Raw genomic sequence first — 13045 nt, forward strand, 5'->3', positions numbered from 1 at the left:
GCACTTTCACACTATTGAATCAGTCTGGATTGTTTTTTAGCTGATGAGCATGTAAACGAGGCAAGATTTTCATCCATAACCTCAAAGCTTCTTCATGAGCATGACATCTTCGGATATCTTTTCAAAGCCTGCTTCTTTCCGCGCATTGTCTGGTAAGGAACTCTCATGTATGCCTACTACCTCTGCACCCAGCTCTCGAAGTTTTTCCACTGTTGATTGGAGACAGGCGATGAAATCCTCTTCTTCATTTACACCAGAAGCGATTATTTCAGCGTATTTATTATCTTCACGGAATGTGACACCAAAATATCCCGATAGTTCTTCATCTTCATAACATGCCACGGAAAAATCAAAATCTACGGATTGATAATACTCCTGAAGCATAGCTAATTCTTCTTGTTGATAAGTTTGGTTTTTTACCGCTGCTTGTAAAAATGAGTCAAAATGAAATTCATTTTCCACTTTGACCTCTTTAGGTAAGGTTTGAAGTGTAAGCCATTTCTTAACATCCAATCCATAAATGGGTGACCGCCCAGTGATTTCGAAACCTTTACCTACAAAGAAATCAATCTGATCCTTCCACTGCGAACGGAAGCGCTGTGCAAACATCTTACCCCCATATTCATTGCTGGCAAATGTATAAATTTTATCAAACATTTCATCTTGAATATCCCCTTGATACCCATCTAGCACCCATGGATATCCCAGGGGAAATGAACTCATCACTTCCTGAAAATCCCATATGCCCCACCAGCTCTTCTCCGTCAAATACGAAACATCTTGACCTTGGATCAAATGCCGGCTGCTCATGAAAAATCAGTGGTGACCTTGTCGGCTTCCAGGCCCAGGGCAGATCTCTTGTCACTTTCCTCCAAAAATCGTACTGAAGTTCCATATCCTCAGGTCCTTGGTAAAACCTCATCGTTACATTCATGTTTTTCCCCACCCTCATAAGTAAATCTCCTTTATTTATTCTATCATGGATCATCCGTACAGTACCCATATGGAAAAAAAGGTTAAGAAGACGGGTGACCAGATTGCAAATTTCAGGACGTTTACATAACCCGTATGAAAAAGGAAAGTATCGCATTTTAATTAATATACTGGAAGGAGATGTGATAAAAATCAGAGGAGGTTAGTTGTGGACGCATTCTTACTGATTTTAATGTCATTGGCTTTAGCAGGGCTGATCGTCTTTTTTGTTTTTGCCTTTGTAAAAGGAAAGGATCACAGGCGCGGGAACTTTCTAAAAGCAGGGGGGTGTCTTTATGCTTTTTTCGTCCTGGCTATAATTTTAGGATCTGAAGATGGTGCTTTATTAACTTTCTTAGTGATTTTAATAGGTACAGCTTTAGCAGGAATGGTGACCTTTTTCATATTAGCTTTCGTGAAAGGAAAGGGATACAGGCTGCGAAACTTCCTGATATCAGGGGGCTGCTTTTTCGCCTCACTCGCCTTTGCACTTATTGTGGGAACGATGAGCGAGGCTGGCAGGGGTACGGAAGAGGCTAAAGCTAATGCTCCTGTAGAAGAACAAGATGCCGAGGCGAAGGTGAAACAGAAAGAAGCGGAAGAGCGAGAGGATAGAGATCAAGTAGAGAAAGAGCAGGAAGAACGAGAAGCTAAAGAAAAAGCACAAAAAGAGCAGGAAGCCAAAGAGGCTGAGGAACTGGCGAAGAAAGAAGCAGAAGAGAAAGCCAAGAAAGAAGAAGAGGAGCGTAAGGCTAAAGAAGAAGCAGAACGTAAAGCTAAAAAAAACAGCGTAACGGTTTCTCAGGAGCAGGCGGCTGCTATGGCACAGCAATATCTTAATTTCACGGCATTCTCTAAATCAGGGTTGATCGATCAATTGAAGTTTGAGGGATTCAGCGCTGAGGATGCTACTTATGGTGTGGAAAATATTTCGGTGGATTGGCAGGAACAGGCGGTGATCAAAGCCGAGGAATATCTTGATTTTATGGCGTTCTCAAGACAGGGTTTGATCGATCAATTGATTTTTGAAGGGTTCAGTCAAGAACATGCAGCGTACGCAGCCAGTCAAGTGGGTTTGTAATAGCAGGAGGCAGCAGATCAGGTGAAATTACAAATTTACAGGTAAGAAATTGAAGGATTTACTTAAATGGAAGTGCCTGAACCCTACTACGCTAAAGTTTTAACGTGGCGGGGGTCAGACACTTTATTTAATGAGTAGTACCTATAAACAATAAAAAGAGGTCTCATTATATTAATCAAGGGGACCTCTTTAGTATATGGACGATTAGTTTAATCACGTATTGAAGGAACCTCTTCTTCAGAGCTTTCTCGAAGACCTTTCCTTCGAAGCTTGTTGTTAGTTCTTATTCCTTTCCTGCCCACAATATCAACTAGTATTATGGAATCATTACCTTCTTCGTTTTTATCTATCGTAAAGATAAAACGATGCCCTCTATGCCTAAACACATATACATCTTCTTCATTTTGCACTTTACTAATAAGTTTTTTGAGTTCTAATGGAGGTTTTGACCTATCAAAACTCTCTACTAAACCAAGATTGTTAATAAAGGCGTTACTAGCAAATTGAAAAAAATTAAAGGCTTTTTTAAAAGTGTAACTTTTAACTAAGGCCTTTATTTTGTTCTTCGCTAGATCTGTCATTAGAAGCTGTTGAGCCATGTCCATACACTCCATTCGCGTATTTATTAGCCTCTTCCAAAGCATCTAAGTTACCTTTCCTTGCCTGTTCTTTTGCATATCGGGTTAGACCTTTATGCTGACCTTTGAAATAAGATCTCAATAGGACTCTATCATCCGACTTCTTTAAATTTTCGTTATTATCCATATCCCGCTTAATCATAGGAATACTATAACACAATAATAAAAACAACAAGACTAAAGACCACCAAAATAAAGGTATACTGGGCAAGGAACTATACATCAATTCTCCATCAACAGTAATTTCTGCAACTAGAGCACCGCAAATAAATGAGGGACCAAACATGGAAATTATTAAGAACAAACTTCTCCCCACGGGGCTGAAAAGGTAATAGCTCATAATATCTTGTCCTTTTTCCTTTTTTTTCATAATACCATATTATGAAGCAATCTAGGGATAAATTTCTAATGTACCTAAAAGTTTTCCTGCCGAATTAGTACCTAAGGATAGAGGGAACTTTTTCAGAGGTCTTACAGGGCTAAAAAGTCTTCTTCGAAAAATGCGTTATTTTTTTGGACGAGAGTAAAAAACCAAAGAGGAAGCAAGAAACTAGAAAAAGAATATATTTATTTAACAAGTTATGACTAACAACAATTAGCTACGGAAAGGCGGTAACACAGTGATGAATAGCGAAATTAACGCAGTTCGAAGCAAACTAGCAGAAACGATCACGCAGCGGAATTTGTCCAACAGTAATGCTGTAAAATTTAACAGCATTACTGTTGGGAAGTGCCTGACCCCCACTGCGGTAAAGTGTAAACGTGATGGGGGGTCAGGCACTTTTTTCCTTATGGTGTAGAAATATTTCGGTGGACATAAAATTGTGAAAATTACCTGTCTTAACTTGTAGTATTGCACAATGCATTGGTATAATTTGGTTGTGTTACTTTGTTGAATTTGTCGTAGTTCGGGAGGAGAGTCTTATGTCCGAGGCATCAGAAAGAGATGGTGGATACTATGCGGTTAAAGGATTTATCTATCAGTTTGACTTAACAATATTAGAAATACTAGATAATCCGACCTCAAAAGTTATGTTTGAGTTTCAGCAGGATATAAATTATGAACAATACGTAATACAGGTGAAGCATAAAGAAACTCAGACCTTTAAGAATAGCTTAATAAAAAAGCCAGTTATTCAACTATTGGAAGAGTTCAAATTAGATAGAAGTAAAACGTTCGCTTTATATGGATATTTCAAAGATAAAGAAATAGGCGAGAAGGTATATAATTTAGAAGAATTTAATAAATTGCTGGGGAATAAGCAAAATGAGTATGAGGAAGATTTGAAAAAAGAATTTGTGAAAAAATTCAAGGTTGTCTTTAAAGAAGATTATACTAGTCAGTTCGAGACAGTTATAAACAAAATCAAACAAGAATATGGCCTTAAAAGTAACGAGTTAGCAGTGATTTATCATATGATAATTCATTCTTCTCTCTTTAAATTAGCCATTAGAGAAAGAAAAGATAGATATATAGATAAATTGGAAGTAGATGAAATGTGTGCTAAAGCCACAGGTGTTGTTTTTCAGCACGCTTATAGAGAATATTTATCTGAAGGAAAGTATGAAAGAGAAATCAAAAAGCGTTATTTTTCACCCCGGGGACATAGTAGAAGACCGAGAGATAGGTTATTTATTGTAGATTGCGATAATGTTGCTTCCGCCAGTGATATCGCAAATATAATATATGAAATAATTCACAAGTATTATAAAAAACCTAAACCGCCTTATGTACTTCTTCGGAACATTTCCAATATAAAGCTAATTGAAGTGAAAAAAATGCTAATCAATGAACAATGGCCAATGTATTTCAATGATGGTTCATACTTTGATGGAGATGATATAAGTGTAGGGGCAATTGTTATGAGGGATAGCCGCTTTATTGACATTACATTCGTATTACTTTTAAAGGAAGAGAACCTTTCAGAGATAACTGCAGGAATTAATATGTCTGAGGTGTACGAATTCTTCATTAATAACCCTATTGTTCCAGAAGAAGTTAACTCCACGAGTATTCAAGTCAGCGAAACCAATCAGATTATTAGAATGATAAAATAAAAGATGGAAGGTGATTTTTTTGATAACACTCGATAATATAGCGAAAGTAGTATCTGTTCTGCCTAATAAAGTGAAGGTTCAAGTTCAAGATTTAGATAAATTCCACGAAGACAGCATGGAAAAAGTCTCTATAGGCTCTTATTTAAGAGTTTCAGACGAAAAAGATTGTTCTTTAATTGCAATGGTAGAAAATTTTACTATCGAAGAAAATAAAGATAATCCTGATGAACCTAAATACATAATAGAAGCTACACCAATGGGTTATTTAGACGTAGAAGGAGTTTTTCATCGCGGGAATTACAGCCTCACTATACCACCTACTGGAGTTGAGTTAGCAAAAAGAGACGAAATAAAACATATTTATGACACAGGTGAAGAAGAAGCCCGATTTTCTTTTGCGAAACTACAGCAAGATGAAATTACAACTGTACCTGTAGATGGAAATAAATTTTTTAATAAACACATCGCTGTTGTAGGTTCAACTGGTTCTGGTAAGTCACACACTGTAGCTAAAATACTTCAAGAAGCTATTAGTTCTAAAAATTCAGATTATGAAGGGCTTAACAATTCTCATATTGTAATATTTGATATTCATTCAGAATACAAATCTGCTTTTCCTGAGTCAAATTATGTCGACGTAGGAAATCTATTTTTGCCGTATTGGCTAATGAATGGAGAAGAGCTAGAAGAAATATTTGTAGAAACTGGGGATAATAATGCATATAATCAGATATCTTTATTGAGAGATATAATAACTAAAAACAAACAATATCACAACGATGATAATGAAAATATAACTTTTGATACACCAGTGCCCTTTTCTATGAAAGAGGTTGTAAGGTGCATAGTTAATTTAACAAATGAAACTGTAGATAATAATGATGCAACAAAAGTAACAATAATTGATGATGATGGGGAAGATAGTCACCTTGATAATGATAGCGAAAAATATAAACACTACTTTGAAAAGCAGATGGTTTTTCGTCCCCTTAAAAGAGGACAAGTTACCAGAGGCACTTACAATGATAGTGATAGAAAATTAGATAAGATGATATTTAGAATGAATGGGAAGATTAACGACAATAGATTGAATTTCTTATCTTTGGGCGACCAAGTCGATAATTATGACACTCCATTTGTTGATGTACTTGAAGATATTATAGGTTATAGTGAAACGAATAAATCAAATATTTCTATAATTGATATAAGCGGTGTTCCTTTTGAAGTATTAAATATAACTGTCTCTTTAGTATCTCGTCTACTTTTCGAATACGGTTATTACTTTAAAAAATACTATGAAGAAAAAACTGAAGGCAAAGAAATGCATGATGAAGACTATCTACCTTTAATGCTTGTTTATGAAGAGGCACATAAGTATGTTCCTAAAAGCTCAGAGGCGAAATATAAATCTTCGCGCATGTCTATAGAAAGGATTGCAAAGGAAGGGAGAAAATACGGAGTATCTGCTATGATTGTTAGTCAACGTCCCTCCGAAATATCAGAAACAATATTTTCTCAATGCAGCAATTTTGTAGCAATGAGATTAACAAACCCTGAAGACCAGAACTATATTAAAAGGCTTTTACCTGACAGTCTAGAGTCCCTTACCGCTTCTATTTCTACTTTGCAAAGTGGACAAGCAATTTTAACTGGTGAAGCAATAATAATGCCATCATTAGTTAAGATAGACCCTTGTTCACCTGCCCCGTCTTCGAGTGATATTAAATACCTAGAAGAATGGAAAAAACCTTGGATTGAAGCACAATTAGAAATAATTACGAAGCGATGGAATAATAGCTAGTTGAGCGTATTCCACCCCATATCCGAAAAAGGGACTCAAAATCGTGTGCCATCAAGGTTTCAGGAACTAATATAAGATTGTAAATACAATATAACCACATAAAAAAGAGCGCTTCAGTCACGAAGCGCTCTTTCTCTATAACTACTCGTCTGAGACAACCTCTGCCGCACATTCTCATTCAAAGCATCCATCTCCTCAATAAACTGCTCACTCGAAGCAATAATCCGCTCCGAAGACTGCTCCGTCGTTTTCAATGCATCAAATACGTTATCGAAAGACTCCTGAAGAGCTTCCATACTAATCGCAGGATTCTCCATCATCTCTGTCGTCTCTTCCGCATTCTCCTTCAGATTCATGGAGTTCGAAAGCAGCATCTCCTCGGTCGCTTTATTGACACCGTTCACCGTATCGATCACTTTCCGCTGATTGTTCAAAGCGAGCTGGATCGAAGCAGAGACAGTAATAATATTTTTCGTCAGTGTCACTGCATTACGAATCGATTCTTTCAGTTTTTCATTGTTTTTCTTGATGATATCCACGGAAGAAATGCTCTGATGCAGCACGCTCTTCATCTGCGTCATGTTTCTCGTACGTGTAATGATTTTCTCTTTTCCTTCGGTAAGCAGCGCCAAGTCGTATTCGCCGGTCGCTTCTTTTTCTTTCAAAAGCTCAAACAGCTTTTTCCCGAGATAGATCTGCTTGTCCAGATCATAGATGCGCTTCTGAGCATTTTCTTTGATCAGCTGTAATTCAACGCTGTCTTCTTCCAGACGGTCTTTCCCCGCCAGCAGGCTCCTAACAACCATATCGATCTTCGAGTCGACCGTTTCATATTTCTTCATGTAGCGGTCGATGGGCTGCTTTTTGCTTAGTTTATAAAAGAATTTCTGCACGCCGTTGCCTTCGGTTCGCTTCGGATCAAGGTCCGATACGATCGTTTCAAGTTCTCTCAGCGAATCGGGGATGTCGTTGTTGCCTTTGGTCATGAGGTCATTGACCGGTCGCTTCAACGTTTCCATCGTTTCGCCGGCGACGCGCTGTTCTTTTTCTCCGAGGTCTCCGAGTTCTCTCATCACGTCAGATAGGGAATCGTCCCTGGATGAATCGAACTTTCCTGCGTAGGCTTCGGCCTCTTCGTTCAGGCGGTCGATATCTTCTTGTTCAATAAGCGTCATCGCTTCTCTCAGATCCTGCTGGTTCATTTCCGCTTCTTTATCTTTATAGGGAGAATGTTTACTCATGTCCATACCTCCTGTATGTCATTCGTTGGTTTTAAGAAAAACAAAACGGCCGTTTACTTTCGTGAAAGGAAGTTTTCGTCTTCCTTATTATATTTGGAAGCAATGATTCCTTTGCTTCTGGCAAAGTTCTGCGTATAGCTTTCTTCTTCTTTTCGCTCCAGATTTTCAATGAACTTCTGCAGATCATACATCGTCTCCACCAGTTCATGTTTCCGGTTTTCCTTATTCTCATGTGACAATCGTTGGAACGATGCGATGAAGTCAGGGACGTCTTTGTCCATCATCGTCTCAAGGGCGTATTGTTCTTCGATGTCGAGTTCTTCCATTCGTCTGAACTGTTTCTCTGTCCGTTCCTTCAAAGATGACCACTCCTGTTGAAGGTCCGGATGGTTCTCGAGAAACGGGAAGTCCCAGTCTTCGAAGTTCGGTTCCTCAGGAGCTTCAAACATTGTACTCTCTCCGGATACTTCCATGTGCTCGACATAGGTATTCACATGTTTGAAAAGTACTTCTGAAAAATCTCTCATCGTGCCTCCGAGTCCTTTTTTTCTCGTGAATTCTTCTTTCAGAAAAGTAGGGAGGAAGGCTTTTTCTTCTTCGATCCATTCAAAGCGGCCCAGTAGCATTTTCGGCGGCTTGCCGTAAAACTCGAGGGTTCCCCTGAATGTGTTGGACTTCGGTATAACGGCGGAAAATAAGACACCGTTCCAAAACCCATCCATAATATATCTCTTCTTCATCTCTACCAGTTCTTCTATATCCAGATCGAAATAAACAGGGCGTTTCCCTTTGATCACCTGCTTCATATCTCTCATCGTTTGAAAATCGATGTAGCGTTGATATTCGGAGGTATGTGGCATGAATGTTCTTTCCAAGTTCTCAAGCATAAAAGAGTTGAGGTTTTCCATGCTTCGTCAGCCCCTTTTCCGTCTTTCCTTTTCCACGACTAAATGTATCTATGATACTTCAAGAATACCACAAAATGGGGTTTCAGACTAAGATTGGCCTACGTCACTTCCCAATGAGAAGGAGGAGGCGGAGTCATCGTCTGTGGAAAATCTATCTTCCATTTACTATGAATATACGTATATATGAGTTTAAATGTTTCACAATTTTACATATTACTCCTCAAAGTTCGAGTGGGAGTATTTATGCATATTTTTTCCTTTGTAGGGAATTGGTACCAAAAGAGAAGGACACTTGCTCTTGAAGAAAGAAGGAATATAAGGAGGAATTTCAAGGTGAAAAAGATTTTAATCGTAATAGCAACCATCCTATCCGTTTTATTCATTACCAGCGCCTGCTCAAATTCAAATCAAAGCTCTGGTGAACAAGGGGGAGATTCAAGTGAGGGAAACGAAGCCACAACCCCTTCAGATGAGAATCGTGAACGAGTACGGGAGTTTCTCGAACACGAATTTAACGGCCCGAGTGAAAAATCGGAAGAAATATATAGGGAGGGGACGACTGAAGAGCTCCGAAATTATATAGAGGAGACGTACAAACCTTACTTTAATGAAAAAGGATACGAAGACATAACACAATTACAAAAAGCTTCAATGTATATCAGTGAAGCAAGCAGGAGTGGTTATGAATTGAACGCAACAGACATTAACATTGATAAAGATGAAGAAAATAACGCTTACGCTTTTGAGGTAGATGTGGAATACAGCAAAAATGGCGAAACAAACGCTACAACGGTGAAAGGAAGAATCAACTTGGATGAGGATGGTAAATTTAGTTTCCTCAGATATTCAGATCGAGGCGGATTGCTTGAGAGTATGTGAGTTTCTTTAAGCATCATGTGTTGAAGTCCTACGAAAAATCAGGACCACGATACTAACCAAAGCTGTACATCTAAACATTTGGTTAAGTTTATTAAAATTTGAACTTTTGTCCAATGAATTATGATAGGTTGGTCATACAAGGACTCCTATTAAAATAGAAGCAGATAGAGTTTGGTACCACAAGTGGTTAACAGGAGGGGTTGAAGTGACGAGGGTTTTGCTTCATTTGGAAGGAGCATTCGTATTCCTGGCAAGTTTATATTTTTACCAGCAGAATGATTTCAGCTGGCTCGCCTTCGTGTTCCTTTTATTGATCTTCGACATTTCCATGCTCGGATACCTCGTCAATGAGAGAGTCGGGGCGGTTGTCTATAACCTTTCCCATAGTTATGTTCTTCCGTTATTGCTTATAGTAGCTGCTATAGCTGCCTCCCTAGACGGGCTCCAGATGATCAGCTTGATCTGGATCGCGCATAACGGGATGGACAGGATGTTCGGGTATGGGTTGAAATATCCGACCGGTTTTAAGGACACTCATCTTCAAAGAATCTAGGAGGGTAAATCAATGGTCGATGCTTTTCTCGTAAGATGTACGGAGAAGTTCTATGAAATTTTCGGTGAGAATATAACAGGCGTGTATCTGCATGGTTCGCTTGTCTTAGGTGGATTTGTGCCTGCGAAAAGTGATGTCGATTTGATTGTCGTGACGGAAAAACCGATGTCCCGTATGGATGCCGTTCAGCTGACAGATTTTCTGCTAGAACAGTCGAGCTCTCCTTATCCGATTGAAATCTCTGTATTGAACCGCAACCAGCTGGAGGAATGGCAGCACCCGTGTCCGTTTGATTACCACTACAGTGAGGACTGGAGAAATCGTTTCCTCGAGGGTGGATTAACCTATTCAAACGGGGAAGTACGGAAAGACGCAGACTTGGCCGCTCATCTGACCATCATCCATCACAGCGGGTGTGTGTTGTTCGGAAAGCCCATCGATGAAGTATTCCCTCCTGTTCCGAAGCGGGACTTTGTGGATTCGATTCTGAGCGACTATGAGGATTGTCTGGAAAATGTCGAGGTGGTACCGGTTTATAGTGTGTTGAACATCCTCCGGGTCTATTATTACTTGGAGGACGAACGCATCTACTCGAAGGATGAGGCCGGCCAGTGGGCCTTGAGTTCTCCTTTTTCAAAAACCGTGGTAAAAGTATTGAAGCGGAGGCGGGGGGATGCTGTTTCGATCTCAGAAGAAGAACTCTCTTCTTTCAAACGATATTATCAAGAGAAAATAGAGGCCTCCCTTCAGGAGAAGAATGTGAGGGTGAAGGGCTCTGTCAAAGTTGGTGATTGATCGTTGCTTGAGGGGGATCCACGATGAGCAGGGGGAAGACTGGAAGAGCAAACGATATCCTTAAAACCAATAGCTAACCGGAAAATCACCGTATACGTAAGCTTACGTGAATTCTTCCGTACACAGGAGCGATATCTTCCTGTCATCGATCAAAAACGGACTATCATCCTCCCTCTAATTCATGTATAGTAGGTAAGGCATATCTTAGGCTTTTTAAGCAGAAGATCAATTATTATTAGAGGTGAAACAGATGGACTACAATCAAATTACACAGAAAATTGAAGATATTGGCGGGAACTATATCACCATATCTTACTTGCAGGCCACCGAGGAAGATGACTCGCTATATGACGTTTTCGTGAATGTATGGCCCAATAAAAGTATGAAGAGAAAATTTGAAACGATCGTCGTTAAAACTGATATTCCAATGGAAAAGGCTGAAAACATTTCTAAACGCCTGCACACATCATTGGGACGTGTATATGGAGATGTTCATTACACAGGACTCGAAGCTTAATATCTTAGGAAAAAGCATGGATGGGATCCATGCTTTTATTTTTATGAAAATTTACTATAGAGACCTACCGGGGCCAAATAAAAAAAGAGAGAAAAGCGTCGATGGCCTTTCTCTCTCTAAAATTAAGAAATGGAGAAACTTTTTTCTTCCTGTACGCCTGCGTTTTCCGTGAACTCATCAAGCAGAGCGCGGACTTCATCGGTCGATTCCGTGTTCATCAGCTGGTTCCTGAGCTCGCCGGCTCCACGGAAACCGCGCACGTAAATCTTGAAGAAGCGGCGGAGCGGTTTGAAGAGACGCGGCTCAAGTTCTGCTGAGTACTTATCATGCAGGTCGAGCTGCAGACGCAGAAGATCGAGCAGTTCTTCACTACTATGCTCTTTCTTCTCTGTTTCGAAACAGAACGGGTTGTGGAAGACGCCACGTCCGATCATGACTCCGTCGACACCGTATTTCTCTACGAGTTCAAGACCCTTCTGTCGGTCAGGGATATCTCCGTTGATCGTCAGAAGGGTGTCTGGAGCTATTTCGTCACGCATTTTCTTAATTTCCGGAATCAGCTCCCAGTGCGCATCGACATTACTCATCTCTTTTTTCGTACGAAGGTGGATGGAAAGGTTGACGATATCCTGTTCCAACAGGTGCTTGAGCCATGTGCGCCATTCGTCCACTTCGGTATAACCGAGACGAGTCTTCACACTGACAGGAAGTCCGCCGGCTTTGGATGCCTGGATGATCTCTGCGGCCACATCAGGACGGCGGATCAGTCCACAGCCTTTCCCTTTCGTCGCAACGTTCGGAGCAGGGCATCCCATGTTGATATCGATTCCTTTGTAGCCCATTTCCGCCATCCCGATACTCATCTGACGGAAGTATTCGGGTTTATCTCCCCAAATGTGGGCAACGATCGGCTGTTCATCTTCTGTAAACGTCAGACGGCCGCGTACGCTGTCTTTTCCTTTCGGATGGCAATAGCTTTCCGTATTCGTGAACTCTGTGAAAAACACGTCAGGTCTCGCCGCTTCACTTACGACATGACGGAACACGACATCCGTCACGGCTTCCATCGGTGCCAGGACAAAAAACGGTTTCGGCAACTCATGCCAGAAATTCTCTTTCATATATATCTGAACCCTTTCTTTATTGAAAATAATCATAGTATTTTTGTAAATGTATTGTTTCTATTATATCCATTACCATTTAGGCAGGATTTGAACCATTATATACTTTAATGGTATCGCGTGAAAAGTGCAAGGGGAAGAGCTGGATTGGATCTATAAAGGTGTTTATTGAAGAAGATCATTAATTTCTCCTTTGACCGGTTTATGAGAAGTCAAAATGGTTTGTCAGTGCCATCTCCAGGTAATAGAGTCCTAAAGAGTAGTATGGAGGGCTATTATGAATGATACGCTTATGTCAGTCATTATTATTCTATTGGTTTCAGCGGGTTGGGGAGCTATTATCCTTAGAGACTTTGATATCGCAAAAGGAATAACGAAGGGAAATGGTGTTCACCTCGTGGCTGCAGCAGGTTTTGCTTTTTTACTCATTTGGATAGCGACAAGCTTATAAGAATAGAAAAAGCCAGTACTCCTGAAAAGG

General features: G+C 40.0%; 14 protein-coding genes. 8 read left to right on the plus strand and 6 right to left on the minus strand.

Annotated features, from left to right (window positions below; genetic code table 11):
• Positions 1-81: 81 nt before the first annotated feature.
• Both LC065_RS13425 and LC065_RS13430 read right to left on the minus strand, forming a co-directional pair.
• Positions 82-657: a hypothetical protein gene (locus tag LC065_RS13425; RefSeq protein ID WP_306163471.1), complete on the minus strand. Its 576-nt coding sequence runs from the start codon at positions 655-657 to the stop codon at positions 82-84.
• Position 658: 1 nt separating this feature from the next.
• Positions 659-934: a hypothetical protein gene (locus LC065_RS13430; RefSeq protein ID WP_306163472.1), complete on the minus strand. Its 276-nt coding sequence runs from the start codon at positions 932-934 to the stop codon at positions 659-661.
• A 207-nt stretch (positions 935-1141) separates the two neighbouring features.
• Here LC065_RS13430 and LC065_RS13435 point away from each other — a divergent pair, with 207 nt between their 5' ends.
• A complete protein-coding gene (locus LC065_RS13435) occupies positions 1142-2053 on the plus strand; it encodes an Ltp family lipoprotein (protein WP_226590185.1) in 912 nt (303 codons plus the stop codon).
• Between the two features lie 209 nt (positions 2054-2262).
• Here the strand turns inward: LC065_RS13435 and LC065_RS13440 are convergent, their stop codons facing one another.
• Positions 2263-2652 carry a hypothetical protein gene (locus tag LC065_RS13440; RefSeq protein WP_226590184.1) on the minus strand — a complete coding sequence of 130 codons (390 nt, stop codon included), beginning with the start codon at positions 2650-2652 and terminating at the stop codon, positions 2263-2265.
• Between the two features lie 963 nt (positions 2653-3615).
• Here LC065_RS13440 and LC065_RS13445 point away from each other — a divergent pair.
• Positions 3616-4749, plus strand: a complete 1134-nt coding sequence (locus tag LC065_RS13445; RefSeq protein WP_226590181.1) for a hypothetical protein — start codon at positions 3616-3618, stop codon at positions 4747-4749.
• Between the two features lie 19 nt (positions 4750-4768).
• A complete protein-coding gene (locus tag LC065_RS13450) occupies positions 4769-6550 on the plus strand; it encodes an ATP-binding protein (RefSeq protein WP_226590180.1) in 1782 nt (593 codons plus the stop codon).
• Between the two features lie 113 nt (positions 6551-6663).
• Here the strand turns inward: LC065_RS13450 and LC065_RS13455 are convergent, their stop codons facing one another.
• Entirely contained in the window at positions 6664-7791 is a 1128-nt protein-coding gene (locus LC065_RS13455; protein ID WP_306163473.1) for a toxic anion resistance protein, read from the minus strand.
• 53 nt (positions 7792-7844) lie between these two features.
• Entirely contained in the window at positions 7845-8699 is an 855-nt protein-coding gene (locus LC065_RS13460) for a hypothetical protein (protein ID WP_226590177.1), read from the minus strand.
• 333 nt (positions 8700-9032) lie between these two features.
• On the opposite strand from LC065_RS13460, the gene LC065_RS13465 reads away from it, so the two are divergent.
• The 4 genes from LC065_RS13465 to LC065_RS13480 all read left to right on the plus strand — a co-directional run bounded on the left by LC065_RS13465 (position 9033) and on the right by LC065_RS13480 (position 11443).
• The gene (locus LC065_RS13465) at positions 9033-9578 is read left to right on the plus strand and encodes a hypothetical protein (protein ID WP_226590175.1); all 546 of its coding nucleotides are present in this window, start codon (positions 9033-9035) and stop codon (positions 9576-9578) included.
• A 205-nt stretch (positions 9579-9783) separates the two neighbouring features.
• The gene (locus LC065_RS13470; protein WP_226590174.1) at positions 9784-10131 is read left to right on the plus strand and encodes a DUF4260 domain-containing protein; all 348 of its coding nucleotides are present in this window, start codon (positions 9784-9786) and stop codon (positions 10129-10131) included.
• A 12-nt stretch (positions 10132-10143) separates the two neighbouring features.
• Positions 10144-10926, plus strand: coding sequence for an aminoglycoside adenylyltransferase domain-containing protein (locus LC065_RS13475; RefSeq protein ID WP_226590172.1), 783 nt, complete (start codon positions 10144-10146; stop codon positions 10924-10926).
• 250 nt (positions 10927-11176) lie between these two features.
• The gene (locus LC065_RS13480; protein ID WP_226590171.1) at positions 11177-11443 is read left to right on the plus strand and encodes a hypothetical protein; all 267 of its coding nucleotides are present in this window, start codon (positions 11177-11179) and stop codon (positions 11441-11443) included.
• A 122-nt stretch (positions 11444-11565) separates the two neighbouring features.
• Here LC065_RS13480 and LC065_RS13485 read toward each other — a convergent pair whose 3' ends face one another.
• On the minus strand, positions 11566-12564 hold the full coding sequence (locus LC065_RS13485; RefSeq protein ID WP_160914693.1) for a tRNA dihydrouridine synthase: 999 nt from the start codon (positions 12562-12564) through the stop codon (positions 11566-11568).
• Between the two features lie 277 nt (positions 12565-12841).
• Here LC065_RS13485 and LC065_RS13490 point away from each other — a divergent pair, with 277 nt between their 5' ends.
• Positions 12842-13015 carry a hypothetical protein gene (locus LC065_RS13490; RefSeq protein ID WP_226590168.1) on the plus strand — a complete coding sequence of 58 codons (174 nt, stop codon included), beginning with the start codon at positions 12842-12844 and terminating at the stop codon, positions 13013-13015.
• The last annotated feature ends 30 nt before the right edge of the window (positions 13016-13045 follow it).

Source organism: Halobacillus litoralis, from assembly GCF_020524085.2.
Classification (GTDB): Bacteria; Bacillota; Bacilli; order Bacillales; family Halobacillaceae; genus Halobacillus; species Halobacillus litoralis_E.